Source organism: Pseudoxanthomonas mexicana (assembly GCF_014397415.1).
Classification (GTDB): domain Bacteria; phylum Pseudomonadota; class Gammaproteobacteria; order Xanthomonadales; family Xanthomonadaceae; genus Pseudoxanthomonas_A; species Pseudoxanthomonas_A mexicana.
Genome location: NZ_CP060731.1, coordinates 3,533,827 through 3,559,737, shown reverse-complemented (window position 1 = coordinate 3,559,737; position 25,911 = coordinate 3,533,827). Strand labels below are relative to the sequence as shown.

Annotated in this window: 25 protein-coding genes; 13 read left to right on the top strand and 12 right to left on the bottom strand. The window is 67.1% G+C overall.

The features are described 5' to 3' along the window. Positions 1 to 4 precede the first annotated feature (4 nt). The 5 genes from pstB to pstS (IAE60_RS16645) form a co-directional block, all read right to left on the bottom strand. Positions 5 to 826 carry a phosphate ABC transporter ATP-binding protein PstB gene (pstB, locus tag IAE60_RS16665; protein ID WP_187573092.1) on the bottom strand — a complete coding sequence of 274 codons (822 nt, stop codon included), beginning with the start codon at positions 824 to 826 and terminating at the stop codon, positions 5 to 7. Then, positions 819 to 1,670, bottom strand: coding sequence for a phosphate ABC transporter permease PstA (gene pstA, locus IAE60_RS16660; RefSeq protein WP_185896668.1), 852 nt, complete (start codon positions 1,668 to 1,670; stop codon positions 819 to 821). The genes pstB and pstA overlap by 8 nt, the downstream gene beginning before the upstream one ends. Continuing rightward, positions 1,670 to 2,641, bottom strand: coding sequence for a phosphate ABC transporter permease subunit PstC (gene pstC / locus IAE60_RS16655; protein ID WP_185896667.1), 972 nt, complete (start codon positions 2,639 to 2,641; stop codon positions 1,670 to 1,672). The genes pstA and pstC overlap by 1 nt, the downstream gene beginning before the upstream one ends. 112 nt (positions 2,642 to 2,753) lie before the next feature. After that, the gene (gene pstS / locus IAE60_RS16650; RefSeq protein ID WP_187573091.1) at positions 2,754 to 3,848 is read right to left on the bottom strand and encodes a phosphate ABC transporter substrate-binding protein PstS; all 1,095 of its coding nucleotides are present in this window, start codon (positions 3,846 to 3,848) and stop codon (positions 2,754 to 2,756) included. Positions 3,849 to 4,060: 212 nt separating this feature from the next. Beyond that, complete coding sequence (gene pstS / locus IAE60_RS16645; protein ID WP_425504477.1) at positions 4,061 to 5,062, bottom strand: phosphate ABC transporter substrate-binding protein PstS; 1,002 nt, start codon at positions 5,060 to 5,062, stop codon at positions 4,061 to 4,063. Between the two features lie 428 nt (positions 5,063 to 5,490). Between pstS (IAE60_RS16645) and IAE60_RS16640 the strand changes: the two genes are divergently transcribed. Further along, on the top strand, positions 5,491 to 6,789 hold the full coding sequence (locus tag IAE60_RS16640) for an OprO/OprP family phosphate-selective porin (RefSeq protein ID WP_187573089.1): 1,299 nt from the start codon (positions 5,491 to 5,493) through the stop codon (positions 6,787 to 6,789). Positions 6,790 to 6,967: 178 nt separating this feature from the next. On the opposite strand, the gene nth is transcribed toward IAE60_RS16640, so the two are convergent. From nth to IAE60_RS16625, 3 genes are read right to left on the bottom strand one after another with little or no spacing between them, the layout of a single operon-like run. Further along, positions 6,968 to 7,633 (bottom strand): endonuclease III, encoded by a 666-nt coding sequence (gene nth / locus IAE60_RS16635; protein WP_187573088.1) that lies wholly within the window; start codon positions 7,631 to 7,633, stop codon positions 6,968 to 6,970. After that, positions 7,630 to 7,992, bottom strand: coding sequence for a hypothetical protein (locus IAE60_RS16630; RefSeq protein ID WP_244966600.1), 363 nt, complete (start codon positions 7,990 to 7,992; stop codon positions 7,630 to 7,632). Before IAE60_RS16630 ends, nth begins: the two co-directional genes overlap by 4 nt. A 9-nt stretch (positions 7,993 to 8,001) precedes the next feature. Next, positions 8,002 to 8,784 (bottom strand): enoyl-CoA hydratase/isomerase family protein, encoded by a 783-nt coding sequence (locus IAE60_RS16625; RefSeq protein WP_187573086.1) that lies wholly within the window; start codon positions 8,782 to 8,784, stop codon positions 8,002 to 8,004. A gap of 162 nt (positions 8,785 to 8,946) precedes the next feature. On the opposite strand from IAE60_RS16625, the gene IAE60_RS16620 reads away from it, so the two are divergent. The 3 genes from IAE60_RS16620 (at position 8,947) to IAE60_RS16610 (ending at position 11,405) form a co-directional block, all read left to right on the top strand. Further along, on the top strand, positions 8,947 to 9,648 hold the full coding sequence (locus IAE60_RS16620; protein WP_187573085.1) for an FKBP-type peptidyl-prolyl cis-trans isomerase N-terminal domain-containing protein: 702 nt from the start codon (positions 8,947 to 8,949) through the stop codon (positions 9,646 to 9,648). 99 nt (positions 9,649 to 9,747) lie between these two features. Next, positions 9,748 to 10,551 carry a CoA pyrophosphatase gene (locus IAE60_RS16615; RefSeq protein WP_185896659.1) on the top strand — a complete coding sequence of 268 codons (804 nt, stop codon included), beginning with the start codon at positions 9,748 to 9,750 and terminating at the stop codon, positions 10,549 to 10,551. Then, positions 10,548 to 11,405 carry a sulfurtransferase gene (locus IAE60_RS16610; RefSeq protein ID WP_187573084.1) on the top strand — a complete coding sequence of 286 codons (858 nt, stop codon included), beginning with the start codon at positions 10,548 to 10,550 and terminating at the stop codon, positions 11,403 to 11,405. Before IAE60_RS16615 ends, IAE60_RS16610 begins: the two co-directional genes overlap by 4 nt. A gap of 9 nt (positions 11,406 to 11,414) precedes the next feature. Here the strand turns inward: IAE60_RS16610 and IAE60_RS16605 are convergent, their stop codons facing one another. Then, positions 11,415 to 12,191: an enoyl-CoA hydratase/isomerase family protein gene (locus tag IAE60_RS16605; protein WP_187573083.1), complete on the bottom strand. Its 777-nt coding sequence runs from the start codon at positions 12,189 to 12,191 to the stop codon at positions 11,415 to 11,417. Between the two features lie 38 nt (positions 12,192 to 12,229). Between IAE60_RS16605 and IAE60_RS16600 the strand changes: the two genes are divergently transcribed. Then, on the top strand, positions 12,230 to 12,673 hold the full coding sequence (locus tag IAE60_RS16600; protein ID WP_187573082.1) for a copper chaperone PCu(A)C: 444 nt from the start codon (positions 12,230 to 12,232) through the stop codon (positions 12,671 to 12,673). A 36-nt stretch (positions 12,674 to 12,709) separates the two neighbouring features. Here IAE60_RS16600 and IAE60_RS16595 read toward each other — a convergent pair whose 3' ends face one another. After that, positions 12,710 to 13,141, bottom strand: a complete 432-nt coding sequence (locus IAE60_RS16595) for an acyl-CoA thioesterase (protein WP_162111290.1) — start codon at positions 13,139 to 13,141, stop codon at positions 12,710 to 12,712. Continuing rightward, positions 13,138 to 16,083 (bottom strand): excinuclease ABC subunit UvrA, encoded by a 2,946-nt coding sequence (uvrA, locus tag IAE60_RS16590; RefSeq protein ID WP_187573081.1) that lies wholly within the window; start codon positions 16,081 to 16,083, stop codon positions 13,138 to 13,140. Before uvrA ends, IAE60_RS16595 begins: the two co-directional genes overlap by 4 nt. 417 nt (positions 16,084 to 16,500) lie before the next feature. On the opposite strand from uvrA, the gene rplU reads away from it, so the two are divergent. The 3 genes from rplU to cgtA all read left to right on the top strand — a co-directional run bounded on the left by rplU (position 16,501) and on the right by cgtA (position 18,260). Beyond that, the gene (gene rplU / locus IAE60_RS16585; RefSeq protein ID WP_055935657.1) at positions 16,501 to 16,809 is read left to right on the top strand and encodes a 50S ribosomal protein L21; all 309 of its coding nucleotides are present in this window, start codon (positions 16,501 to 16,503) and stop codon (positions 16,807 to 16,809) included. Between the two features lie 12 nt (positions 16,810 to 16,821). Continuing rightward, positions 16,822 to 17,082, top strand: a complete 261-nt coding sequence (gene rpmA / locus IAE60_RS16580) for a 50S ribosomal protein L27 (protein WP_055935654.1) — start codon at positions 16,822 to 16,824, stop codon at positions 17,080 to 17,082. A 125-nt stretch (positions 17,083 to 17,207) separates the two neighbouring features. After that, positions 17,208 to 18,260: an Obg family GTPase CgtA gene (cgtA, locus tag IAE60_RS16575; protein ID WP_185896653.1), complete on the top strand. Its 1,053-nt coding sequence runs from the start codon at positions 17,208 to 17,210 to the stop codon at positions 18,258 to 18,260. Positions 18,261 to 18,386: 126 nt separating this feature from the next. Here the strand turns inward: cgtA and rpsT are convergent, their stop codons facing one another. After that, entirely contained in the window at positions 18,387 to 18,656 is a 270-nt protein-coding gene (gene rpsT, locus IAE60_RS16570; protein WP_187573080.1) for a 30S ribosomal protein S20, read from the bottom strand. A 127-nt stretch (positions 18,657 to 18,783) separates the two neighbouring features. Between rpsT and murJ the strand changes: the two genes are divergently transcribed. The 5 genes from murJ (at position 18,784) to ispH (ending at position 25,899) form a co-directional block, all read left to right on the top strand. Continuing rightward, positions 18,784 to 20,394, top strand: coding sequence for a murein biosynthesis integral membrane protein MurJ (gene murJ, locus IAE60_RS16565; protein WP_187573079.1), 1,611 nt, complete (start codon positions 18,784 to 18,786; stop codon positions 20,392 to 20,394). 84 nt (positions 20,395 to 20,478) lie between these two features. Continuing rightward, complete coding sequence (locus IAE60_RS16560; protein WP_187573078.1) at positions 20,479 to 21,426, top strand: bifunctional riboflavin kinase/FAD synthetase; 948 nt, start codon at positions 20,479 to 20,481, stop codon at positions 21,424 to 21,426. Beyond that, positions 21,423 to 24,254: an isoleucine--tRNA ligase gene (gene ileS, locus IAE60_RS16555; protein ID WP_187573077.1), complete on the top strand. Its 2,832-nt coding sequence runs from the start codon at positions 21,423 to 21,425 to the stop codon at positions 24,252 to 24,254. Before IAE60_RS16560 ends, ileS begins: the two co-directional genes overlap by 4 nt. Next, on the top strand, positions 24,254 to 24,751 hold the full coding sequence (lspA, locus tag IAE60_RS16550; RefSeq protein WP_187573076.1) for a signal peptidase II: 498 nt from the start codon (positions 24,254 to 24,256) through the stop codon (positions 24,749 to 24,751). Before ileS ends, lspA begins: the two co-directional genes overlap by 1 nt. Before the next feature lie 197 nt (positions 24,752 to 24,948). Beyond that, positions 24,949 to 25,899: a 4-hydroxy-3-methylbut-2-enyl diphosphate reductase gene (gene ispH, locus IAE60_RS16545; protein ID WP_187573075.1), complete on the top strand. Its 951-nt coding sequence runs from the start codon at positions 24,949 to 24,951 to the stop codon at positions 25,897 to 25,899. The last annotated feature ends 12 nt before the right edge of the window (positions 25,900 to 25,911 follow it).

Here is a 25,911-nt window from a genome sequence, read left to right as displayed (position 1 = left end):
GTCCTCAGCCGAAACGGCCGGTGATGTAGTCTTCCGTCTGCTGCTTGCCGGGGTTGGAGAAGATGGTCGAGGTGACGTCGTGCTCCACCAGCTCGCCCAGGTACATGAAGGCGGTGTAGTCCGAGACGCGCGCGGCCTGCTGCATGTTGTGGGTGACGATGGCGATGGTGTACTGGTGCTTCAGTTCCTCGATCAGCTGTTCGATCTTGCTGGTCGAGATGGGGTCCAGCGCCGAGGTCGGTTCGTCCAGCAGGATCACGTCCGGACGCAGCGCGACGGCGCGCGCGATGCACAGGCGCTGCTGCTGGCCGCCGGACAGGCCCAGCGCACTCTGCTTCAGCTTGTCCTTGGCCTCGTCCCACAGGGCCGCCTGGCGCAGCGCCTGTTCGACGCGCACGTCCATGTCGGCCTTGCCCAGGCGTTCGTGGTGGCGGATGCCGTAGGCGACGTTCTCGTAGATCGTCATCGGGAACGGCACCGGCTTCTGGAACACCATGCCCACCTTGCTGCGCAGGCGGTTCATCGGGTACTTGGCGTCGAGGATGTTGTCGCCGTCCAGCAGCACCTCGCCGGTGGCGCGGAGCTTCGGATATAGCGAGTAGATGCGGTTGAAGACGCGCAGCAGCGTGGACTTGCCGCAGCCCGATGGGCCGATCAGCGCGGTGACCCGCTTTTCCGGGATTTCCAAGTTGATGCTCTTCAGCGCATGGAAGTCGCCGTAGTAGAAGTCCAGGCCCTTGGCGGCCAGCTTCACGCTGGCGTTCGCGGCGGTGAGGTCGTCGTGGCGCTGCGGCGTCACCACGGCGATGCGGGCGGCGTCATTCATGGGTCACCTTGTTTCGAAGAAGGATGGTTCGGGCGATCAGGCTGAGCACCAGCACCATGCCGGTGACGAGGAACGCGCCGGCCCACGCCAGCGAATTCCACGAGTCGTAGGGGCTCATGGCGTACTGGAAGATCACCATGGGCAGGTTGGCCATCGACTGGTTGAGGTCGGTGCTCCAGAACTGGTTATTGAAGGCGGTGAACAGCAGCGGCGCGGTTTCGCCGCTGATGCGCGCCAGGGCCAGCAGCACGCCGGTGACGATGCCGGGCAACGCCGAACGCATCAGCACCTGGGTGGTCACCTTCCATTGCGGCACGCCCAGCGACAGCGCGGCCTCGCGCATCTGCTGCGGCACCAGGCGGAGCATCTCGTCGGTCGTGCGCACGATGACGGGCAGCGCGATGAATGCCAGGGCCACTGCGCCGGCCCAGGCCGAGTAGTGGCCCATCTGCGCGACCATCACGGTGTAGATGAACAGGCCCAGCACGATGGACGGCGCTGACAGCAGGATGTCGTTGACGAAGCGGACCGTTTCGCCCAGCCAGTGCTTGTTGGCGTATTCGGCCAGGTACGTGCCGGCGGCCACGCCGATGGGCGTGCCCAGCAGGATGGCGAGCAGGCTCATCACCACGCTGCCGAACAGGGCGTTGGCCAGGCCGCCCGGTTCGTTGGGCGGCGGCGTCATCTGGGTGAACAGGTCCAGGTTGAGGCTGCCCATGCCCTTGGTGATCGTGGTCCACAGGATCCAGACCAGCCACATCAGGCCGAACAGGGCGGCGACGATGGACAGCGACAGGGCGACGCCGTTCTTGACCTTGCGCCAGGTGTAGAGCGAAGCGGACATCAGTTGCCCTCCCGCTTGGCCAGCTGGCGCAGCATCAGGCGGGCGATCGCCAGCACGATGAAGGTCAGCACGAACAGGGTGAAGCCGAGCAGCAGCAGCGAGCCCTTGTGCAGCGGATCGGTGGCTTCGGCGAATTCATTGGCGATGGTGGACGCGATGGACGTGCCCGGTTCCAGCAGCGCTGCGCTGATCGTGTACGCGTTGCCGATGACGAAGGTCACCGCCATCGTCTCGCCCAGCGCACGGCCCAGGCCGAGGAACACGCCGCCGATCACGGCCGAGCGCGTGTACGGCAGCACCACGTCCCACACCACTTCCCAGCGCGTGGAGCCCAGCGCGTAGGCCGATTCCTTCAAGCGCCCCGGCACGGTCAGGAACACCTCGCGCATCACCGAGGAGATGAAGGGGATCACCATGATCGCCAGCACCAGGCCGGCGGTCAGCATGCCGATGCCGAGCGGCGGACCGGACAGCACGGTGCCGATCAGTGGCAGCTGGCCGAGGTTGTCGTTGATCCACGGGTAGACGTGTTCGCTCAGCTGCGGCGCCAGCACGAACAGGCCCCACATGCCGTAGATGATCGAGGGGATGCCGGCCAGCAGTTCGATGGCCATGCCGACGGGGCCGCGCATCCAGGCGGGGGCGACTTCGGTCAGGAACACGGCGATGCCGAAACTCACCGGCACGGCGATCAGCATGGCGAGGCCGGCGCTGACCAGGGTGCCGAAGATCGGCACCAGTGCGCCGAATTCGCGCGTGCCGACATTCCATTCGGTGCTGGTGAAGAAGCCCAGGCCGAAGGTCTGCAGGGCTTCGCGGCCGCCCCACAACATGGAGAGCGCCGCGGCGATCAGCGAGATCAGGACGAACAGGCCGGCGCCGGTGAGCGTCAACCGGAACATCGTGTCGGCGCGTGCGTCTTTTGCAGTGCGCACGTCCGTCAGGGAAGCGGGGAGGGCGGTGGCGTTCATGCAACCCGGGGGGTGGGGGAAGGGCGGAGGGAGCGGAGGCGACTAGTGCACGGGCGGGTGGTTACCGCGTGATGACACCGGGCCACCCCTGCAGGTGGCCCGGTGCGGTGGCTCAGAGCTTGATTTCGGTCTGCCAGTACTGCTCGATCTGGCCCACCAGTTCCGGGGGCAGCGGCACGTAGTCCAGTTCGTTGGCCTGCGCCTGGCCCTGTTCGTAGGCCCACTTGAAGAAGTCGAGCGTGTGCTTGGCCTTCGCCGCGTCCTTGGGCTGCTTGTAGACCAGGATGAAGTTGGTCGCGGTGATCGGCCAGGCCTGCGCGCCGGGTGCATTGGTGATGACCAGGTTGAAGTCCTTGGCGTTGGCCCAGTCGGCGCTGGCCGCGGCGGCGGCGAAGCTTTCCGCGGTGGGCTGCACGAAGTTGCCGGCCGCGTTCTGCAGCGAGGCGTACGCCATCTTGTTCTGCTCGGCGTAGGCCAGCTCGACGTAGCCGATCGAACCCTTCAGCTGGCGCACGTAGGCGGCCACGCCTTCGTTGCCCTTGCCGCCCACGCCGCCGGGCCAGTTGACGCTGGTGCCTTCGCCCACCTTGTCCTTCCACTCCGGGCTGACCTTGGACAGGTAGTTGACGAAGTTGAAGGTGGTGCCCGAGCCGTCGGAGCGGTGCACGGTGTTGATCTTGCCGGCCGGCAGGGCGATGCCCGGGTTCAGCGCGGCGATGGCCGGGTCGTTCCAGGTGGTGATCTTGTGCAGGAAGATGTCGGCCAGCACGGTGCCGTTGAGCTTCAGCTGGCCCGGCTGCAGGCCTTCCACGTTGATGACCGGCACCACGCCGCCGATGACCGACGGGAACTGGCCCAGGCCGGCCTGCGCCAGCTCTTCCGGCGACAGCGGCTTGTCGGACGAGCCGAAGTCGACGGTCGCGGCCTTGATCTGCGCGATGCCGCCGCCCGAACCGATCGACTGGTAGTTGATCTTGGCGCCGGTGGCCTTGTTGTAGTCCGTGGACCAGCGCGCCATCAGCGGATAGATGAAAGAGGCGCCGGCACCGGTGATCTCGGCCGAGATCTTCTGCGCGCCCTCGGCGGTCGCGGCGGCGCCTTCGGTACCCGCGGTCGCGGCCGGGGCGTCGGTCTTGCCGCCGCAGGCAGCGGCGAAGAAGGCGGTGGCCAGGGCGAGGGTGGCCAGTCGTGCGTTGCGGACGTGCATGGACTCTCCAGACGGGGTCGTTTGTGATCCAAGCTATGAAATGATGTTTTTGTTACAGCGTGATGACATGCGCGTCTCAGGCTGTAACGCGACCTGCTCGCCGGATGTGGCGACAAAAAAAGGCGGGCCATAAGGCCCGCCTGGGGAGCGGCGAGGAGGGGGCGCCGGCCCTTGGCCGGCACGGGGGAGAGACCGTGCCGGCGGTTCTGCGATCAGTACTTCAGGTTGGCCCTCCAGTACGTCTCGATCTGCTGCACCAGTGCCGGCGGCAGCGGCACGTAGTCCAGCGACTTGGCCTGGGCATCGCCATTGGCGTAGACCCAGCGGAAGAAGTCGCGCGCGTCCTTGTTGCCCTTCTTCGGCGCCTTGTACATCAGGATGAAGTTGGTGGCGGTGATCGGCCAGGAGTTCGCACCGGGGGCGTTGGTCATCACCAGGTAGAAGTCCTTGGACTTGCCCCACTCGGCGCTGGCGGCCGCGGCGGCGAAGGTCTCGTCGCTGGGCTGCACGAAGTTGCCGGAAGCGTTCTTCAGGCTGGCGTAGGCCATCTTGTTCTGCAGCGCGTACGACAGTTCGACATAGCCGATGCCGCCCTTGATCTGCTTCACGTACGCGGCCACGCCTTCGTTGCCCTTGCCGCCCACGCCGGTCGGCCACTGCACGCTGGTGCCTTCGCCCACCTTGGTCTTCCACTCCGGGCTGACCTTGGACAGGTAGTTGACGAAGTTGAAGGTGGTGCCCGAGCCATCCGAACGACGGACGACGGTGATGCGCTGCGCCGGCAGGGTCAGGCCCGGGTTCAGGGCGGCGATGGCCGGGTCGTTCCAGGTCTTGATGGTGCCCAGGAAGATGTTGGCCAGGGTCGGGCCGTCCAGCTTCAGCTGGCCCGGCTTCAGGCCGGCGACGTTCAGCACCGGCACCACGCCGCCGATCACCGACGGGAACTGGGCCAGGCCGTACTTGGCCAGTTCTTCCGGCTTCAGCGGGGCATCGGACGAACCGAAATCCACCGTGCCGGCCTTGATCTGCGCGATGCCGCCGCCCGAACCGATCGACTGGTAGTTCACGCGGTTGTTGGTGGCCTTGGCATAGTCGGCGGACCACTTGGTCATCACCGGATACACGAACGACGCGCCAGCGCCGGTCACGTCGGCGGCGAACGCCTGCGCCGAGAAGGCCGAGGCGAGCGCGAGCAGCGCGACGCGGGATTTGATCGAGTTGAGCACGGAAATCTCCTGGGAGAAGGCAGGGTGGAAGGACGGGGCGTGCCCGTTGGGTGGCCATTCCACGACGTTTGTGTGACAGCCCGGTGTCGCAATCAAGACAGTCCCGTGACGACGGGTGGTCCGCCCGGCGAGGGGCCATGGCGCATGCATGCGGAAGGACGGGCAGGGTGGGCGATGGCCGTCGCGCACGCTCCGGCCACGCGGTCACGCCTATATAGGTGTGCGGCACGCGGAGCGGCCGGCACCGTCGGACGGGCGACCGGCTGTCACATTGCGGTCACGAAACTCACATGTGACTGCAAGATTTCACTCCCATGCTTTAGCGCATCTTTGACGGGCGCTTAATGATTTCCGAAGGGAAACGAAGCCTCCGCGAAGCCCGCGCTCTTACTCCACCTTCCCTCCGGAGAGTCACCATGCGTTATTCCCTTCTGGCTGCCGCACTTGCCGTTGCCATGGGCAGCACCAGTTTCTCGGCATCCGCCGCCGACAACCGCGACCAGACCATCGCCGAACTGAAGGCGCAGCTGGAGGCACTGACGGCCAAGGTGGCCGAGCTGGAAGAGCGCAGCGATGCGCAGTCCGACGTCAACATCGACACCGCCGCGCAGCTGGACAAGATCACTACCGGCTCGCCGAAGATCGACACCAAGGGCGGCGTCAAGGTCACCTCGGCCGACGGCAAGTTCGAAGCCAGCATCGGCGGTCGCATCCACTTCGATACCTACGCCTTCGATCGTGACATCGCCAGCACCACCGGCACCACCGAATTCCGCCGCGCGCGCCTGACCCTGGGCGGCAAGGCCTACGGCTGGGAGTACAAGCTGGAGCAGGACTTCGGCGCGGGTACCAACCTGGACGGTCTGCGCGACGCCTACATCGCCAAGAGCGCGCTGGGCGGCAAGTTCACCATCGGTCACTTCAAGCCCTACCGTGCGATGGAAGAGCTGACCAGCTCCAACGAACTGTTGATGATGGAGCGCCCGTTCGCCTCCGCCACCGGCCTGTTCAGTGGCCGCCAGTTCCAACAGGGCGTGGGCTATCTGCGTGCGGGCGAGAACTACACCGCGGGCGCCGCCGTGTTCAACCTGCGTGGCGCTGCCAGCTCGCGCAATGAGGGCATGGGCGCCTCCGGTCGTGTGACCTTCGCGCCGATCAATAACGACAACAACACCCTGCACCTGGGCGCGTGGTACAGCTACGAGAACGCGAACCAGGGTTCGGACAACCTGTCGGCCTCCTTCAACTACGCCGGTCGCCGTGGCCCGTCGCAGAACATTGCCACCACCACGGGCGCCAGCCGCAACGAAGTCACCGTGTACGCCGTCGAAGCCGCGGGCTCCTTCGGCCCGGCCTTCTTCCAGGCCGAGTACGCCGACGCCTCCTTCGGCCAGCCGCTGGGCCGCGACCAGGACGTGACCAGCTATTACGTGCAGGGCAGCTTCATGCTCAACGGTGGCCACAAGCCGTACAAGGGCGCCACCGGCGTGTTCGGCTCGCCCAAGGTCGCCGACAAGGGGCTATGGGAACTGACCGGCCGCTACGACTACGCCGAGAACGAGACGCTGAATCGCGAAGTCACCAGCTGGATCTTCGGCGTCAACTACTACGTCAACCCCAACCTGCGCTTCATGCTGAACTACACGCAGGGCGACAACGAGGTCACCGGCGACGAGACCGCCCAGTACGCGCTGCGCACGCAGTTCAACTGGTAAGCCTCACGCAGGACCGGAAACGAGAAAGCCCCGGGCACGTCCCGGGGCTTTTTTGTCTGAAAGGTCACTGTGGGAGCGACGTAAGTCGCGATGGGGCTTTACCGGTGAGTCGATCGCGACTCACGTCGCTCCCACGCAACGCTGCCTCGTGACCTGCGGCAGACGTACCTGCCGTCGCTCATCCAGGCAGCGTCTTGTCCTTGAACCGGCAGAGGTCGCGGATCACGCACTGCGGGCAGTCCGGCTTGCGCGCCTTGCACACGTAGCGGCCGTGCAGGATGAGCCAATGATGCGCATCCTGCATAAACTCCGCCGGCACCACCTTCATCAGCCTGTCCTCCACCGCGCGCACATCCTTGCCGGGCGCAAGCCCCGTGCGGTTGGCCACGCGGAAGATGTGCGTGTCCACCGCCATGGTCGGCTCGCCGAAGGCGGTGTTGAGCACGACGTTCGCGGTCTTGCGGCCCACGCCCGGCAGGCTTTCCAACGCCTCGCGCGAGCGCGGCACTTCACCGTCGTACCGGTCGAGCAGAATCCGGCAGGTGGCGATGACGTTCTTCGCCTTGGCGTTGAACAGGCCGATGGTCGATATGTAGTTCTTCAGCCCGTCTTCGCCCAGCGCGAGGATCGCCGCCGGTGTGTTGGCCACCGGGAATAGGCGTCGCGTGGCCTTGTTGACGCCCACGTCGGTGGCCTGCGCGGACAGCGTCACCGCGACCAGCAGTTCGAACGGCGTGCCGTATTCCAGTTCCGTCGTCGGGCGCGGATTGAGTTCGCGCAGCCGCGAGAACAGTTCCACCACTTCATCGCGCTTCAGGGTGGGACTCCGGCGGGGCGGGGTCATGGTTTCGATCGCTCCGCGGCCCTGGCGCGCGCGCGCTCCAGGACGGCCGCTGCCGCGGCCGGCAGGGCTGGCCTGGCCGGGGCTACGGGGTCGGCGGGTGTGGCCGCGACGCGTCGTGCCTCGCGCTCGGCGGCGCGCCGCTCCAGTCGCGCCTGACGCTGCTGATAGCGTGCGCGTGCCGCCCACGCCGTGCGCAGACGGGTCTGCGCCTGCATGATCGCCTCGGCCCGTGCGGGATCGGTGCCGTCGACAGGACAGGGCGCCCACGCCATGAGGCCCGCCTCCAGCGCCGCATCGACCTCATCGCTCGCCAGCAGGAAAGCCAGGCGCTGCGTCCTTTCGCAAGCGGGGCAGGGCACGGACACGACTCAGCGACCGGTGAAGGTCGGCTTGCGGCGTTCCATGAACGCGCGCGTGCCTTCGCGCATGTCGTCGGTGGCGAACATCAGGCCGAACTGCGCGGTCTCGTACTGCAGGCCTTCCTCGATGCCGCATTCGCCGCCGATGTTGACCACGTCCAGCGTGGCACGCAGGGCCAGCGGAGCGGACGCGGCGAGTTGCGTCGCCACTCTCAGGGTTTCGGCCTCCAGCTCGGCGGCCGGCACCACGCGGTTGACGACGCCCAGTTGAAGCGCGCGCTCGGCCGTCACCGGTGCGCCCAGCAGGCACAGTTCCAGCGTGGCGGCGCGGCCGGCCAGGCGCAGCAGGCGCTGGCTGCCGCCGAAGCCGGGGATCAGGCCCAGGCCGATCTCCGGCTGGCCCACCTTGGCGGTATCGGCGGCGATGCGCAGGTGGCAACCCATGGCCAGTTCCAGCCCGCCGCCCAGCGCGAAGCCGTTCACCATCGCCACGACGGGCTTGGGCAGGGTCTCGATGCTGCGCATCAGCCGTTGCCCGCGCAGCGAGAAGTCCCGCCCCTCCGTGGGCCGCAGGTCCGCCATCTCGGCGATGTCCGCCCCCGCCACGAAGGCCTTGGGCCCCGCGCCGGTCAGGACCACGACGCGTACGGCATCGTCCGTCGCCGCGGCATCGAAGGCCGCCTGCAGGGCGTCCAGCGTGGCGGCATTGAGGGCGTTGAGCTTGTCGGGGCGATTGACGGTGATGCGGCGGATGCCATCGGCATCGGCAACCAGGACGAGAGGGTCGGACATGGGTTTTCTGTGGCTTTTTGTAAAAATTGGGTAAAGAGGGAACTCCCCCGGAAACGTCCGGTCAGAGTCGCTTGTCGTCAGTGGCGGTTAAGCGCCCCGGCGGCTATCCTAGCGCGTCCATTCCAGGCGGTATGCCGCCGCCCTATCCCGGAGACTGTGTTGATGAAGTTGCGTTCGTTAGTGGTCGCTGTTGCGGCATTTGCCATGGCTGGTAGCGCCCTGGCCCAGGACGTCTCGTCCGAGAAGGGCAAGTTGAGTTACTACTTCGGCTACGACTATGGCAACAACCTGGCCGAGCTGACCGCACGCGGTGAGCAGCTGGACATCAACTCCGTGGTGAAGGGCCTGCAGGATGCGTACGCCAAGCAGAAGCCGGCGCTGACCGCCGAGCAGCTGAAGCCCGCACTGGAAGCCTTCCAGAAGCGCGAGCAGGCCCGCGCGCAGCAGGCCAAGGCCGAGTACGACAAGGTCGCGGCCGAGAACAAGACCAAGAGCGACCAGTTCATCGCAAGCTTCAAGGCGCAGCCGGGCGTGAAGACCCTGCCGGGTGGCGTGGCCTACAAGGTGCTGGAGAACGGCACCGGCGCCAAGCCGACCCAGGCCAGCACGGTCGAGCTGCAGGTGGCCGGCGCCTATCCGTTCGGCCAGCGTCCCAACGAGGCGCGCCCGCCGCAGCAGATGAAGGACGTGAAGGTCAGCGCCATCGAGATGCAGGCCATGCGCGATGTGCTGCTGCAGATGCCGGTCGGCTCGAAGTGGGAAGTCGCCCTGCCGCCGGACAAGGCCTACGGCGCCGACCCGCGTACCGGCTTCCCGCCGAACGTGGCGGTCGTGTTCGAAATCAAGCTGGTCAGCGCGAAGTAATTCCCGCCCGATCGGTTTTCCCCTGCGCCGGCCTTGTGCCGGCGCAGTGCTTTCCGCGCAGGCGAACGTTCCGCGCTACCCTGCGCAGGTGTGAGACGAATGAATACCGCTTTCCGTGCCGTGCTGAGTCCCTGCATCGGCGTGTGCACGCTGGACGACGATGGGCTTTGCGAGGGTTGCCTCCGCACCACCTCGGAGATCGCGCGCTGGTCGCAGATGAACGATGACGAACGCCTGCGGTTGATGGAACACGTGTTGCCCGGTCGGGAACGCGCGCGCGCGCCCTGGGCCGACCGGCTGCGCGAAGGCGAGCTGTTGCGGCGCGCACTGCATCCGCTCGGAGCGGTGCCTGGTGCGCCGGGCTGGAACCATGAGGAACTGATCGACCTGTTGCCGCCCGGGCAGCTGGCCGAAGCCGCCGTGCTGGCCGGGCTGGTGCCGCGCGCGGAGGGGACCCAGGTGCTGTTGACGCGACGCACGGACGGCCTGCGCCATCATGGCGGGCAGGTGAGCTTTCCCGGCGGCCGCGTCGAGCCCACCGACGCGGATGTCGTGGCTGCCGCCTTGCGCGAGAGCCATGAAGAGATCGCGCTGCCCGCCACGCAGGCGGTGCCGCTGGGATTCCTGGACCCCTTCACCACCATCAGCGGCTTCCGCGTGGTGCCGGTGGTGGCGGTGATCGATCCGTCGTTCGTGCCGCAGCCCGAGCCGAATGAGGTCGCCGACGTGTTCGAAGTGCCGCTGGACTACCTGCTGGCGCCGGACAGCCTGCGCCGGGTGGAAGTGGACTACCGCGGTCGGCGTCGGGTGGTGCTCGAGTATGGCTGGCCGGGGCAGCGCATCTGGGGCGCGACGGCCGCCATCCTGTTCAACCTGCGGGAACGACTGGAGCGGAGCGCATGAACTGGACCACCCTCGTCGAAGCGGCCGACCTGGCACGTGCCCTGGGCGACCCGGCATTGCGGGTGGTGGATGCGCGGTTCGTGATGCTCAACGCGGCCCCAGACGCCGGCCGCACGGCCTACGCCGAAAGCCATATCCCCGGCGCGGTGTACGCTGATCTCAATCGAGACCTGTCGGACCTGTCGAAGGTCGGCGAAGGGCGGCATCCGTTGCCCGACAGCGAGGCCTTCACCCGCCGGCTGGGCGAATGGGGCATCGGGCCGTCACACCAGGTGGTCGTCTACGACGAGGGTGACGGCAGCATGGCGGCCGCCCGCGCCTGGTGGTTGCTGAAGCTGCTCGGCCATGCGCGCGTGGCCGTGCTCGATGGCGGCCTGGCCGCCTGGCGGGCCATCGGCGGCGAAGAGACCAGTGCGCGTTCGGTGCCATCGCCGGCGGCGGCCTACCCGGCGCGGTTCGAGGCGCGCCACTTCGTCAGCGCAGATGAGGTCGCGGAGCGGCTGGACGAGGACACGGGCTGGCTGTTCGATGCGCGTGCCGCCGAACGCTTCCGTGGCGAGGTGGACCCCATCGACCCGGTGGCAGGCCATGTGCCGGGTGCGGTCAACCTGCCATTCGTGCAGACGCTCCGCGATGGCCGTTTCAAGCCCGCCGTGGAACTGCATGCGCTGCTGTCGGACAGGCTGGGCGATCGCCACCCCTCGGACAGCGTGCTGATGTGCGGGTCCGGCGTCACGGCGTGCCACCTGCTGCTCGCCTTCGAGCATGCCGGCCTGCACGGTGCGCGGATCTACCCGGGATCGTGGAGCGGCTGGATCAGCGATCCTGCGCGACCGGTCGCGCGCGGCGACTGAGGCGCCGCGCTACTTCTTCAGCTTGTCCACCAGGGCGCGCAACGCCGCCTGCGTGTCCGGCGCATGCCAGGCGTCGACGAAGCGTTCGAGCTGGATGAGGGAAGGGTCCAGCGCCTCCACCAGGTCGCGGCGGGCCAGCGCGCGCGTCTGCAGCATGGGCTGGTGCGGCAGGCCCAGCAGGTGCTGCAACCAGACCACGGCGCGCGCGACGACGTTGTCCTGGTCCGCCAGTTCATCCACCAGGCCGATCTCGAGCGCCCGCTCGGCGGCCACCATCTCGCCCGCCACCAGCAGGCGTTCGGCGCGATACGTGCCCACCACGCGTCGCATCAGGCGCTGGATGCCTTCGGGCACCACCAGCCCCACCTGGGTTTCGTTCAATCCCAATGCGAAAGGCCGCGCTGGATCGGCACTGCGCGCCATCACCCGATAGTCGCAACACAGGGCCAGCACGCAGCCGCCCGCCGGGGCGTGGCCGGTGATGGCGGCCACCACGGGCACTCGCGATTCGGCCAGGGTGCGCGCCGCACCGAAAAAGGCCTGCCAGGCATCGAGCAGCGCCTTGCGGTCGTCGCCCAGCGACATCAGATAGGGCACGTCCATGCCGGCGGAGAAGATCTTCGGGTTGCCGGCCAGCACGATGCCACGCACGCCGTGATCGAGCGCTGCGTTGAGCGCCTCGATCAGGGCGCGGCACAGGTCCGTATCGAGCGCGTTGACGGGCGCGCGCGCCAGGCGGATTTCGCGGATGTCGCCATGGTCGGCGGTTTCGATAAGCGCGCTCATTCACCATCTCCCTGAGGTCAGGCCATTATCATAGGCGCATGAACCGATCCGTCGTGACGACCCTGCTGCCGGGACTGTTGTTCGCTGCCTCGATGCCTGCCGTCGCGGGCGATTGCCTGCCGAAGGTGGAGGGTGCGTGGATCCGGATGCCGCCGGTGGCGATGCCGATGATGGCCGGCTTCGCCCGGATCGAGAATCCGTGCTCTTCGCCCGCGGCCGTGGTCGGCGCGGAAAGCCTGGCCTTCGCGGACGTGTCCCTGCACGAAACGCGCCAGGAAGCGGGCATCAGTCGGATGCGCGAGGTCGAGCGGTTGCCTGTCGCGCCCGGCAAGGCCGTCGAACTGAAGCCGGGCGGGCTGCACCTGATGCTTCATGGTCCCTACCAGCCGCTGGCCGCAGGGGAAAAGACGGTGATCACGCTGAAGCTGGCGGACGGACGCGCGCTGCCGGTGCAGTTCGAGGTGCGCAAGTCGGCCCCCTGAGCCGGTGGGCTCGCTCCTACCCGGCGCGGGCGTGCGCTATGACTCCGACACTGCCCGGATCGCTGCCGGCAGCGGTGCGCTATGGCCGGTCTGCGTGTCCATCCAGACCACCACCACGTTGCCGTCGGAATACAGCACGCTGTCGTCCTTCGCCGACACGATGCGGTGGCCGATGGTGACGCTGCTGGTGCCCAAGCGATCCACGTACAGCTCCACCACCACGTCGTTGGGCCACGTCAGCGGTCGCTTGTAGTTGATGTTGTTGGCGGCCACGACCGGCGCGATGCGGTCGGTCATGGACACATCCGGCACCGTCAGCATCCAGCGCACGCGCGCTTCCTCCAGGTACGAGATGTATTTGGCGTTGTTCACGTGGCCCATGCTGTCCATGTCGCGCCAGCGTACGCTGATCGGGATCTTCGCCAGCAGCTTGCGGCCGGCGGCGTTGGCGTCGTGCGTCGAACTCATCGTGCGGCCTTCTTCGTCGTGGTCTTGGTGGTTTTCTTGGTGGCCGACTTGCGCGGCGGCAGGACGTCGGGTTTGGCCACGGCAGCGGGTTTCGTGGGCTTGGGTGCCCTGGCCGCGGGCAGCAGCTTGGCGAGGAAGCGGCCGGTATGCGATTCCGGATGCGCCGCGATCTCTTCCGGCGTGCCGGTGGCCAGGATGCGGCCTCCACGGTGGCCGCCTTCCGGTCCCAGGTCCACCACCCAGTCGGCAGTCTTGATGACGTCCAGGTTGTGCTCGATCACCACGATGGTGTTGCCCTCGTCGCGCAGCTTGTGCAGCACGGCCAGCAGGTGCTCGATGTCGTGGAAATGCAGGCCCGTGGTCGGCTCGTCCAGGATGTACAGGGTGCGGCCGGTGTCGCGGCGCGACAGTTCCTTGGACAGCTTCACGCGCTGCGCTTCGCCGCCCGACAACGTGGTCGCGCTCTGGCCCAGCTTGATGTAGCTCAGCCCCACGTCCATCAGCGTTTCCAGCTTGCGCGCGATCGACGGCACCGGCTCGAACAGGGTCAGCGCATCCTCGACGGTCATTTCCAGCACGTCGTTGATATTGTAGCCCTTGTAGAGGATCTCCAGCGTTTCGCGGTTGTAGCGCTTGCCGTGGCAGACGTCGCAGGGCACGTACACGTCGGGGAGGAAGTGCATCTCCACCTTGATCATGCCGTCGCCCTGGCAGGCTTCGCAGCGGCCGCCGCGCACGTTGAAGCTGAAACGGCCCGGCGAATAGCCGCGCGCGCGCGCTTCCGGTACCTGCGCGTACAGTTCGCGTAGCGGGGTGAACAGCCCTGTGTAGGTCGCGGGATTCGAGCGCGGCGTGCGCCCGATCGGCGACTGGTCGATGTCGACCACCTTGTCGAACAGGTCCAGGCCTTCCACCTCGCGATACGGCGCGGGCTTGTGCGAGGCGCCATTGATCTCGTTGGCGGCCAGCGCGTACAGGGTGTCGTTGATCAGCGTCGACTTGCCCGAGCCGGACACGCCGGTGATGCAGGTGAACAGGCCCGACGGGATGTCGAGATCGACGTCCTTCAGGTTGTTGCCGGTGGCGCCGCGCAGGTGCAGCGTCATCTTCGGGTTGGCCTTGTGACGCGCCTTCGGTACTTCGATCTGCCGTTTGCCGGAGAGGTACTGGCCGGTCAGCGAGCGCGGCGCCTTCAGCAGATCGTCCAGCGTACCCTGGCCGACGATCTCGCCGCCATGCACGCCGGCGCCCGGGCCGATGTCGAGCACGTAGTCGGCCATGCGGATGGCGTCTTCGTCGTGTTCGACGACGATCACCGTATTCCCCAGGTCGCGCAGACGGGTCAGCGTGCCGAGCAGGCGCTCGTTGTCGCGCTGGTGCAGGCCGATACTGGGTTCGTCCAGTACGTACATCACGCCGACCAGGCCAGCGCCGATCTGCGAGGCCAGGCGGATGCGCTGCGCTTCGCCGCCGGACAGCGTGTCGGCCTTGCGCTCCAGGGTCAGGTAGTCCAGGCCCACGTCGACCAGGAAGCCCAGCCGCTCGGCGATTTCCTTGACGATCTTCGCGGCGATCTCGCCGCGCCAGCCGGGCAGGTCCAGGCCGCGGAAGAAGGCCAATGCTTCGTCGACGGGCAGCACGACCAGCGAAGGCAGCGGACGGTCGGCGACGAACACGTTCCGCGCGGATTTATTCAGGCGCGCGCCGCCGCAGTCGGGACAGGGCCGGTCGCTGATGTACTTCGCCAGCTCCTCGCGCACCGCGGGCGATTCGGTCTCGCGATAGCGACGCTCCAGGTTTGGCACGATGCCTTCGAAGCGGTGCTTGCGCTGCGTGCGACCGCCCGATTCGGTGAGGTAGGTGAAGGTGATGACGTCTTCGCCGCTGCCGTACAGCACCGCCTGCTGCACCTTCTCCGGCAGAGATTGCCACGGCGCGTCGGTGTCGAACTGGTAATGCTTGGCCAGCGAGGCGATCAGCTGGAAGTAGTAGGCATTGCGACGGTCCCAGCCGCGCACGGCGCCGGCCGCCAGCGACAGCTCGGGGTGCACGACGACGCGCGCCGGGTCGAAGAACTGCGCCACGCCCAGGCCGTCGCAGGTCGGGCAGGCGCCGACCGGCGAGTTGAACGAAAACAGGCGGGGCTCCAGTTCGGGCAGCGAGTAGTCGCAGACCGGACAGGAGTACTTCGACGAGAACAGCAGCGGCGCGGATTCGGGCTGGTCCAGCGACATGGCCTGGGCCATGCCGTCGCCCAGCTTGAGCGCGGTTTCGAAACTTTCGGCCAGACGTTGTTTCAGGTCCTCGCGCGGACGGAACCGGTCGATCACCGCTTCGATGGTGTGCTTCTGGCGCAGCGCCAGCGCCGGCACGGCGTCGATCTCGTACAGCTCGCCGTCCACGCGCACGCGCACGAAACCCTGCGCGCGCAGCTGGTCGAACACCTGGGCGTGCTCGCCCTTGCGCTCGCGGATCACCGGCGCCAGCAGCATGTAGCGTTGCTCGCCGTCGAGCGCCAGCACCTGGTCCACCATCTGGCTGACCGTCTGCGCCTCCAGCGGGTAGCCGTGATCCGGACAGCGGGGCAGGCCGACGCGGGCGTACAGCAGGCGCAGGTAGTCGTAGATCTCGGTGATCGTGCCGACGGTCGAGCGCGGGTTGTGGCTGGTCGACTTCTGTTCGATCGAGATCGCCGGCGACAGGCCCTCGATGTGGTCCACGTCGGGCTTTTCCATCACCGACAGGAACTGCCGGGCGTAGGCCGACAGCGACTCCACGTAGCGGCGCTGACCTTCGGCGTAGATGGTGTCGAACGCCAGCGACGACTTGCCGGAGCCGGACAGGCCGGTGATCACGATCAGCTTGTCGCGCGGCAGGTCGAGATCGATGTTCTTGAGGTTATGGGTACGGGCTCCGCGGATGCGGATGAAGTCCATGGCCATCGGGTGGGGGATCCGGAAAGCGAACAAGGAAGCGTAGCGGCCCGTCCAGATGGGGGCAAATAGCCCCAGTATCCGGGCAGGGGTACGCGGCTGCAGGGTGGGGTCAGGCGGACAACGGGCGGGTGCCGCACGCGGCGACGGACCGCCGTAATGCGGATGAATCGGGGACTAAGGCAAACGGCTGCAGGGACAGAGGTTTGGGCAAGTGCATGATTTTCAAGGGCGGAAATCGGCGCCTGAGCGCGAGCCGGCCAGTGTGCGGCGGTCCCGAGGGCGGATCCCGTCCGCAAGGGGCCCGTGGCCGTCCAAGTGAGGGGGTGGTTGACCCTAACCGCATGAATCCACTAGAATTCCGCTTCTGTCCGCCCTCGATGGCAGGCAGGCACCCAGAATAACTACAGAATCCAAGGAATCCACATGTACGCAGTCGTAGTCACAGGCGGTAAGCAGTACCGCGTGATGAAGGGCGAGACGCTCCGCGTCGAGAAGCTCGAAGCCGAAGCCGGCAACGAACTCACCTTCGACAACATCCTGATGCTGGGCGATGGCGAGACCATCAGCTTGGGCGACGCCCTGAAGGGCGCCACCGTCACCGCGAAGGTCGTCGGCCATGGCCGCGCCGACAAGGTGCGCATCATCAAGTTCCGCCGCCGCAAGCACCACATGAAGCGCCAGGGTCACCGGCAGCACTACACCGAAATCGAAATCACCGGCATCAACAAGTAAGGAGAAGCAGTCATGGCACATAAAAAGGGCGTAGGCTCATCGCGCAACGGCCGCGACTCCAACCCGAAGATGCTGGGCGTCAAGGTGTTTGGTGGCCAGGCGATCGACGCGGGCAACATCATCATCCGCCAGCGCGGCACCCAGTTCCATCCGGGTCCGGGCGTCGGCCTGGGTCGCGACCACACGCTGTTCGCACTGGTCGACGGCAAGGTCGAGTTCTCGGTCAAGGGCGCCAAGAAACGCCGCACCGTGAGTGTGGTGACGGAAGCCTGAGGCTCCGGTGATCCGCAGAGCGATACCGGAAAGCCCCGCTTCGGCGGGGTTTTCTGTTTGAAAGGCCGGGATCGCACATCCTGCTGCCACGAATACCGAATCTCCAATTCCGAATCCCGGCTTTTATGAAACTCGTAGACGAAGCTGAAATCCTGGTCACCGCCGGCAATGGCGGCAACGGCTGCGTCGGCTTCCGCCGCGAGAAGTTCATTCCGCTGGGCGGCCCCGACGGTGGCGACGGTGGCAGTGGTGGCAGTGTCTGGCTGCTGGCTGACGAGAACCTCAATACCCTGGTCGATTTCCGCCACCAGACGACGTTCCGTGCCCAGCGTGGCGAGAACGGCATGGGCCGGCAGATGTACGGCAAGGCGGGCGACGATCTGACCATCACCGTCCCGGTCGGCACCGTGGTCACCAACGTCAGCACGGACGAGGTAATCGGCGACCTGACCCGGCATGGCGACCGCCTGCTGGTGGCCAAGGGCGGCAAGGGCGGCCTGGGCAACATGCATTTCAAAAGCTCCATCACCCGCGCGCCACGCAAGGCGACGCCGGGCGAGGAGGGCGAGGAGCGCCTGCTGAAGCTGGAACTGAAGCTGCTGGCCGACGTCGGCCTGCTCGGCTTCCCGAACGCGGGCAAGAGCACCTTCATCCGTGCGGTGTCGGCGGCGACGCCCAAGGTCGCCGACTACCCCTTCACCACCCTCTATCCGAATCTGGGCGTGGTCAGTGTTGAGGCCCACCGCAGCTTCGTCATCGCCGACATCCCGGGCCTGATCGAAGGGGCCGCCGATGGCGCCGGACTGGGGGCGACCTTCCTGCGCCACCTGCAGCGCACCCGGCTGCTGCTGCACCTGGTGGACATGGCGCCGATGGAGGGGGGCGTGGAGGACATCGATCCCGTCGAGCAGGTGCGCGCCATCGAGCGCGAGCTCGAGAAGCACGACCCCGAGCTGCTGCAGAAGCCGCGCTGGCTGGTGCTCAACAAGGCCGACCTGATGTTCGAGGACGAGGCGAAGGAGCGCGCGGAGCAGATCGTTGCCAGCCTGGGCTGGACCCAGCCGTGGTATCAGGTGTCGGCGATCTCGCGCGAGGGCACCTGGCCGATCATGAAGGACGTGATGGCCTTCTTCGATCGGCAGAAGGAAGAGGCCGACGAGGCCGCCCGCGAAGGCTGATACCCGAAAACCCGCCGGAAGGCGGGTTTTACGTATGCGTCCCCACGCGTACCGCGCGCGGCGGACGGGCAAAAAGAAACCCGCCTTCCGGCGGGTTCCGTGTCTTCGCGTCCATGTACCGCCGGATCAGGCGGCCTGCAGCGCCTTGATGCGGGCGTTGAGGCGGCTCTTGTGGCGGGCGGCCTTGTTGCGGTGGATCAGGCCGCGCGAGCTCAGGCGGTCGAGGATCGGCTGGGCCGAGGCGAACGCGGCCTGGGCGCCGGCGGCGTCGTTGGCGTCGAGGGCCTTCAGGACCTTCTTGACGGCGGTGCGCAGCATCGAACGCTGACCGGCATTGCGCGCATTGCGCACGACGGTCTGCTTGGCGCGCTTCTTGGCGGACTTGATATTGGCCACAGTGGGATTCCTGGTGAATACCTGAGAGAATTCAGGGGTTGAACGGAAGACGGATAATCGAGCCGGAAATTATGGGGCATTCAATGGGTTGCGTCAAGCCGGCGGTTCTGTCGGGGGATCCGTCGCGATGAGCGGAAAGCTCCTGCGCTCGGCCGCCGTCTTCAGCTCCATGACCTTCCTGTCCCGGCTGTCGGGACTGGTCCGCGACCAGGTATACGCCAACGTCTTCGGGGCGGGCGGGATGATGGACGCCTTCTTCGTGGCTTTCCGCATCCCCAACTTCATGCGCCGGCTGTCCGCGGAGGGCTCGTTCTCGATGGCCTTCGTGCCGGTGCTGGCCGAATACAAGGCCACCCGCAGCGCAGACGAGGTCAAGGCCCTGGTCGACCGCGTGGCCGGCACCCTCACGGCGGCCCTGCTGGTGCTGACCGCCATCATCATCCTGCTGGCGCCGCAGCTGGCCCGTGTCATCGCGCCGAACTTCGATCCGGCGCAGATGGCCATGTTGACCGATCTGCTGCGGGTGACGTTTCCGTATGCGCTTTTCATCTCGCTGGCCTCGCTGGTGGGTGCCATCCTCAACAGCTACCAGCGCTTCGCCATTCCGGCACTGTCGCCGGTACTGCTGAACCTGGCGATGATCACCGCCGCGCTGGCGGCCCGGGAATGGTTCGACAGTTCGGTGATGGTGCTGGGCTGGGGCGTGTTCGCCGCCGGCATGCTGCAACTGGCTTTCCAGCTGCCGTCCCTGGCCCGGCTGGGCCTGCTGCCGCGGCCCCGGCTGGATTTTGCCCATGCCGGCGTGCGCAGGATCCTGACCCTGATGGTGCCGACCCTGTTCGGCTCGTCGGTGGCGCAGGTCAACCTGCTGCTCAACACCTGGGTGGCCGCGCTGCTGGTCAGCGGCAGCGTCAGCTGGCTGTACTACAGCGACCGTCTGCTGGAGTTCCCGCTGGGCATGTTCGGCGTGGCCATCGGCACGGTGATCCTGCCGCACCTGTCCAGCCGCCATGCCGAAACCGATCCGGACGGCTACTCGAAGGGGCTGGACTGGGGCTTCCGGCTCTGCCTGCTGATCGGCCTGCCGGCCTGCGCCGGCCTGATCCTGTGCGCCCAGCCGCTGTTGTCGACCCTGTTCCAGTACGGCAGGTTCGATGCGGCCGATGTCCGCATGGCCAGCTGGAGCCTGATGGCCCAGTCCATCGCGGTGCCGGCCTTCCTGCTGGTGAAGGTGCTGGCACCGGCGTTCTATTCGCGCCAGGACACCCGCACGCCGGTCAAGGCCGCCGTGGTGGCGGTGCTGACGAATGCCTTCTGCACGCTGCTGTTCTTCGCCGCCATGCTCTACGGCACCGAGCCGGGCCGACAGGCCCTGCAAGCCGCTGGCGGGGACCTGAAGCTGGCCCTGGGTCAGGTGCAGGGTGCGCATGCCCTGCTGGCCTTGGCCATCGCGGTGGCCGGGTGGGTGAACGCGCTGCAACTGGCCTGGCTGCTGCGCAAGGCGGGTGTCTACCGGCGGCAGCCCGGCTGGGGCCGGTTCCTGCGCCAGATCGGGGTGGCCACCGTGGCGATGACGCTGGTGGTGCTGGCCTTCCGCGTGCTCTGGCCGGACTGGACGCCGTGGGCCTGGTGGGATCGGGGCTGGCGCCTGGCGGTGATGGTGGGGGCGGGCGGAGCCCTGTATGCCGGGCTGCTGTGGGTGCAGGGCATCCGGCCGCGTGACCTGCGGGGTCATTGAGGTCAGGCACGCCCGGCTATACTTCAGGATTGTTGCATCTCCTGCGGATCGCCCCGACCGGACGCTCCGCCCCGACAGGATTCCATGAGCAGGCTGTTCCGTGACGTCGATGGCGGGCCTCTGTGCCCGCACGGTAGCGTGGTCTGCATCGGCGCCTTCGATGGCCTGCATTCGGGCCACCGTGCGCTGGTGCGCCATGCCGTTGCGCGTGCCCGTGCCTTGGGCGTGCCGGCCGTGGTGGTCACGTTCGAACCGCTGCCGCGCGAGTTCTTCGCACGGGACAACCCGCCGCCGCGGCTCACCCTGGCACGGGCCAAGGTGGAAGGCCTGCTGGCCCTCGGCGCCGACCATGTCGGCCTGCTGCGCTTCGACGCCAAGCTGTCCGCGCGGTCTGCCGAGGACTTCGTCCGTACGCTGCTGGTCGGCCGACTGCAGGCGAACGAAGTGTGGATCGGTCCGGAGTTCCGTTTCGGCCACCGCCGCGGTGGCGACCTCGCCCTGCTGCAGGCGATGGGAGACGAGCTTGGCTTCGCCGCCGGCGAGATCGAGCCAGTGCACGCGCAGGGTGACCGCGTCTCAAGCACGCGCATTCGCGAAGCCCTGAAAAGCGGCGATTTCGCCACGGCCAACCGCCTGTTGGGACGGCCCTATGCCATCGGTGGCCGCGTCGTCCGCGGCAAGCAGCTCGGCCGCACGCTCGGTTTCCCTACTGCCAACCTGCGCTTCCCGAAGACGCCCGCCCTGTCCGGCATCTATGCCACCTGGGTGCATGGCGTGGGTGGTGCACCGTGGCCGTCGGTCTCCAGTTTCGGCACCCGTCCCACCGTGGACGGCGTTGAGCCGCTGCTGGAAGCGCACCTGTTCGACTTCACCGGCGACCTGTACGGGCGCCATATCGAAGTCGAGTTCGTCGCCAGGCTGCGCGACGAGCTGAAATTCCCCGATCTGCCCAGCCTCACCGAGCAGATGCATCGCGATGCGGATGACGCGCGCGAGATCCTTTCCGAACATCAACGACGAGCGACGGCGTGAGCCAGGACTACAAAGCGACCCTTCATCTGCCCGCCACGGATTTCCCGATGCGCGGCGACCTGCCCAAGCGCGAGCCCGACACCCTGGCCCGCTGGGAAAGCCAGGGCCTGTACGCGCAGCTGCGCGAGAACGCCAAGGGCCGCCCGCTGTTCGTGCTGCACGACGGCCCGCCGTATGCGAACGGCGCGATCCACCTGGGCCATGCGGTCAACAAGATCCTGAAGGACATCATCGTCAAGTCGAAATACCTGGCTGGCTTCGATGCGCCCTACATCCCCGGCTGGGACTGCCACGGCCTGCCGATCGAGATCGCCATCGAGAAGAAGTTCGGCAAGGTCGGCGTGAAGCTGGATGCGGTCGAGTTCCGGCAGAAGTGCCGCGAATACGCCGAATCGCAGATCGACCTCCAGCGCAAGGACTTCAAGCGCCTGGGCGTGATCGGCGACTGGGACAACCCGTACAAGACGCTCGATTTCCGCTTCGAAGCGAACGAGATCCGTGCGCTGGCCAAGATCGTCGCCAACGGCCACCTGACCCGCGGCGTGAAGCCGGTGCATTGGTGCTTCGACTGCGGCTCGGCGCTGGCCGAGGCCGAGATCGAATACGCCGACAAGGTCTCGCCCGCCGTCGATGTCGCCTACGCCGCGCGCGATGCGCAGGCGGTCGCGAAAGCATTCGGCACCGCGGTGTCGGCCGATGTCGAGGTCGCTTTGCCGATCTGGACCACCACGCCGTGGACGCTGCCGGCGTCGCTGGCGATCTCCATCGGCGGCGAGCTGGAATACGCCCTGGTCGAAGGCCCCGCGCACGACGGCAAGCGCCGCTGGCTGGTGCTTGCCGATGCGCTCGCGACGCGCGCGCTGCAGCGTTACGGCGTTACCGACGTGGTCGTGCACGCGCGTGTGAAGGGCAGCGCGCTGGAAGGCCTGCTGTTCGCGCACCCGTTCTACGACACGCGCGACATTCCCGTGCTGCTGGGCGATCACGTGTCGGCCGAAGACGGTACCGGCGCCGTGCATACCGCACCCGGCCATGGCCAGGAAGACTACGTGGTCAGCAAGCAGTACGGCCTGCTGGACAAGTACACCGCTGCGCAGCTCAACCCGGTCGATGGCCGCGGCGTCTACCTGCCGTCCACGCCGGCCGCGCATGGCGTGGAGCTGGCCGGACTGCATATCTGGAAGGCCAACGACGTCATCGTCGACGTGCTGAAGCAGAGCGGCGTGCTGCTCGCCTTCAGCAAGATGGAGCACAGCTACCCGCACTGCTGGCGCCACAAGACGCCGATCGCGTTCCGGGCCACGCCGCAGTGGTTCATCTCGATGGAGCAGGCCCACCTGCGCGCCGATGCGCTGGAAGCGATCAAGCAGGTCGGCTGGTTCCCGCAGTGGGGCGAAGCCCGCATCGCCGGTATGGTCGATGGCCGTCCGGACTGGACGATCTCGCGCCAGCGCACCTGGGGCGTGCCGATCGCGCTGTTCGTGCACCGCGAAACCGGCGAGCCGCATCCGGGCAGCGTCGAGCTGATGCGCGCGGTCGCCGACCGCGTGGAGCAGGGCGGCGTCGATGTCTGGTACACGCTGGACGCCGCCGAACTGCTGGGCGACGAGGCGAAGGACTACGACAAGATCACCGACATCCTCGATGTCTGGTTCGACTCCGGCGTGACCCACGAAGGCGTGCTGCTGGAGCGTGGCCTCGGCAAGCCGGCCGACCTCTACCTGGAAGGCTCGGACCAGCATCGCGGCTGGTTCCAGTCCTCGCTGCTGACCGGCGTGGCGATCGACAGGCAGGCGCCGTACAAGCAGTGCCTCACCCACGGCTTCACCGTGGACGAGCACGGCCGCAAGATGTCCAAGTCGCTGGGCAACGGCATCGAGCCGCAGGACATCATGAAGACCCTCGGCGCGGACATCCTGCGCCTGTGGATCGCCAGCGCCGACTACAGCAACGAGATGTCGCTGTCGCAGGAGATCCTGAAGCGCAACGCCGACGCCTACCGTCGCCTGCGCAATACCGCGCGCTTCCTGCTCAGCAACCTCAACGGCTTCGATCCCGCCCGCGACTTGGTGGCGCAGGCCGACATGGTCGCGCTGGACCGCTGGATCGTGCACCGCGCGTTCGAAGTGCAGGAGAAGATCAAGGCCGCCTACGACCGTTACGACTTCGCCGAAATCGTGCAGGCGTTGCTGAACTTCTGCAGCGTCGACCTCGGTTCACTGTACCTGGACGTCACCAAGGACCGCCTGTACACCATGCGCGAGGATTCACGCGGTCGCCGCAGCGCGCAGAGCGCGATGTACCGCATCGCCGAGGCCTTCGTGCGCTGGATCGCGCCGGTGCTCAGCTTCACCGCCGACGAGATGTGGGGCTACTTGCCCGGTGAGCGCACCGGCAACGTGCTGTTCGCCACCTGGTACGACGGCCTGGCGCCGCTGCCGACCGACGCCGCGTTGAACGCCGCCGACTTCGACCAGCTGCTGGCCCTGCGCGAGCAGGTCGCCAAGGTGCTGGAGCCGATGCGTGCCAACGGTCTGATCGGCGCCGCGCTGGAAGCCGAGATCGCCGTGTCGGTGAATGCCGCCACGGCGGCGAAGTGGCAGCCGCTGGCCGATGAGCTGCGCTTCTTCTTCATCAGCGGCGACGTCGCCGTCTCCGAAGTCAGCGCCGACGAGGTCTTCGTGCTCGCCACGCCAACCACGAAAAGCAAGTGCGTGCGCTGCTGGCATCACCGCGCCGACGTCGGTGCGCATGCCGAACATCCGGAACTGTGCGGGCGGTGCGTCAGCAACATCGACGGCGCCGGCGAAACCCGGGAGTGGTTCTGATGGCCGCCGCTCCCAAGCCCAACGCCCTCATCTGGCTGCTGCTGTCGGTCATCGTGATCGCGCTGGACCAATGGTCCAAGGCCTGGGTGCTGGCGTCGCTGCCGGAATACACCGCCATCCCGGTGATCGACGGCTTCTGGAACTGGTACCGCACCTACAACACTGGCGCGGCGTTCAGTTTCCTGGCCGATGCCGGCGGCTGGCAGCTGTGGTTCTTCACGGTGCTGGCGGTGGGCATCAGCGGCCTGCTGGGCTACTGGCTGTCGCGCACGCGCCGCGGCGACTGGCGCCAGGCGCTGCCGTACGCACTGGTGATCGGTGGCGCGCTGGGCAACGTGATCGACCGCCAGATCCATGGGCACGTGATCGACTTCATCCAGTGGCACTGGCGCGATCACTACTGGCCAGCGTTCAACATCGCCGATTGCGCCGTTGTCGGCGGGGCGATCGGGATTGCGCTGTTCGGGTTGTTCGACGGCAAGAAAAAAGCCGCATAGGGCGGGCCTTGGCCCGCCGCTCGATGACGTACCCCTACGGTGGGCCAGGGGCCCACCCTACGGGGCGCATCGCGGCGGTCTGCCCTCATCCCGTTCCCCTATCCCGCGGGCGGGAGAGGGGCTTAGGTGCCCTGCGGAATCGGCACCGGCAACACGTTTAGCGTTTCATTTTCCTGCCTTCGGTACTATCGGATTCTATGGACGTCCTGCTCGCCAATCCCCGTGGTTTCTGCGCCGGCGTCGACCGCGCCATCGAGATCGTCAAGCGCGCCATCGAAACACTGGGCGCACCGATCTACGTGCGCCATGAAGTGGTCCACAACCGCTTCGTCGTCGATGACCTGAAGCAGCGCGGGGCGATCTTCGTGGAAGAGCTGGACGAGGTGCCCGATGGCGCCACCGTCATCTTCAGTGCGCATGGCGTGTCCAAGGCCGTCCGCAACGAGGCCGACCGCCGCGGGCTGAAGGTGTTCGACGCCACCTGCCCGCTGGTCACCAAGGTCCATTTCGAAGTGGCCCGCCACTGCCGCGCCGGTCGCGACGTGGTGCTGATCGGTCATGCCGGCCATCCGGAGGTGGAGGGCACGATGGGGCAGTGGAGCCGCGAGGGCGGGGAGGGGCACATCTATCTGGTGGAAGACATCGAAGGCGTCGCCGCGCTGGAGGTCAGCCAACCCGACAATCTGTTCTACACCACCCAGACCACGCTGTCGGTCGACGATACCGTGGGTATCATCCAGGCGCTGCAGGCGCGCTTCCCCGCCATCCAGGGGCCGAAGAACGACGACATCTGCTACGCCACGCAGAACCGCCAGGACGCCGTGCGCGATCTGGCCAGGCAGTGCGACCTGGTGCTGGTGGTCGGTTCGCCGAACAGCTCCAACTCCAACCGCCTGCGCGAGCTGGCCGAGCGCGATGGCGTGGAGTCGTACCTGATCGATGGCGCGCACGAGATCGATCCGCGCTGGATCGAAGGCAAGCAACGCATCGGCGTGACCGCCGGCGCGTCGGCACCGGATGTACTGATCGACGGCGTCATCCAGCGCCTGCGCGACCTCGGCGCCGCCGGCGTCAGCGAACTGGACGGTGAGCCGGAAAACATGGTGTTCGCGCTGCCGAAGGAATTGCGGCTGCAGCTGGTCGGCTGAGGCAAAGGCGCA

Bases quoted from the DNA above. Each gene is read 5' to 3' on its own strand.
- pstB (WP_187573092.1), bottom strand. From the start codon at position 826: ATGAATGACGCCGCCCGCATCGCCGTGGTGACGCCGCAGCGCCACGAC.
- IAE60_RS16625 (WP_187573086.1), bottom strand. From the start codon at position 8,784: ATGTCCGACCCTCTCGTCCTGGTTGCCGATGCCGATGGCATCCGCCGC.
- lspA (WP_187573076.1), top strand. From the start codon at position 24,254: ATGGCCGCCGCTCCCAAGCCCAACGCCCTCATCTGGCTGCTGCTGTCG.
- pstA (WP_185896668.1), bottom strand. From the start codon at position 1,670: ATGTCCGCTTCGCTCTACACCTGGCGCAAGGTCAAGAACGGCGTCGCC.
- nth (WP_187573088.1), bottom strand. From the start codon at position 7,633: ATGACCCCGCCCCGCCGGAGTCCCACCCTGAAGCGCGATGAAGTGGTG.
- rpmA (WP_055935654.1), top strand. From the start codon at position 16,822: ATGGCACATAAAAAGGGCGTAGGCTCATCGCGCAACGGCCGCGACTCC.
- pstC (WP_185896667.1), bottom strand. From the start codon at position 2,641: ATGAACGCCACCGCCCTCCCCGCTTCCCTGACGGACGTGCGCACTGCA.
- IAE60_RS16560 (WP_187573078.1), top strand. From the start codon at position 20,479: ATGAGCAGGCTGTTCCGTGACGTCGATGGCGGGCCTCTGTGCCCGCAC.
- IAE60_RS16610 (WP_187573084.1), top strand. From the start codon at position 10,548: ATGAACTGGACCACCCTCGTCGAAGCGGCCGACCTGGCACGTGCCCTG.
- murJ (WP_187573079.1), top strand. From the start codon at position 18,784: ATGAGCGGAAAGCTCCTGCGCTCGGCCGCCGTCTTCAGCTCCATGACC.
- rplU (WP_055935657.1), top strand. From the start codon at position 16,501: ATGTACGCAGTCGTAGTCACAGGCGGTAAGCAGTACCGCGTGATGAAG.
- IAE60_RS16605 (WP_187573083.1), bottom strand. From the start codon at position 12,191: ATGAGCGCGCTTATCGAAACCGCCGACCATGGCGACATCCGCGAAATC.
- IAE60_RS16640 (WP_187573089.1), top strand. From the start codon at position 5,491: ATGCGTTATTCCCTTCTGGCTGCCGCACTTGCCGTTGCCATGGGCAGC.
- IAE60_RS16600 (WP_187573082.1), top strand. From the start codon at position 12,230: ATGAACCGATCCGTCGTGACGACCCTGCTGCCGGGACTGTTGTTCGCT.
- IAE60_RS16595 (WP_162111290.1), bottom strand. From the start codon at position 13,141: ATGAGTTCGACGCACGACGCCAACGCCGCCGGCCGCAAGCTGCTGGCG.
- IAE60_RS16615 (WP_185896659.1), top strand. From the start codon at position 9,748: ATGAATACCGCTTTCCGTGCCGTGCTGAGTCCCTGCATCGGCGTGTGC.
- IAE60_RS16620 (WP_187573085.1), top strand. From the start codon at position 8,947: ATGAAGTTGCGTTCGTTAGTGGTCGCTGTTGCGGCATTTGCCATGGCT.
- cgtA (WP_185896653.1), top strand. From the start codon at position 17,208: ATGAAACTCGTAGACGAAGCTGAAATCCTGGTCACCGCCGGCAATGGC.
- uvrA (WP_187573081.1), bottom strand. From the start codon at position 16,083: ATGGCCATGGACTTCATCCGCATCCGCGGAGCCCGTACCCATAACCTC.
- pstS (WP_187573091.1), bottom strand. From the start codon at position 3,848: ATGCACGTCCGCAACGCACGACTGGCCACCCTCGCCCTGGCCACCGCC.
- ispH (WP_187573075.1), top strand. From the start codon at position 24,949: ATGGACGTCCTGCTCGCCAATCCCCGTGGTTTCTGCGCCGGCGTCGAC.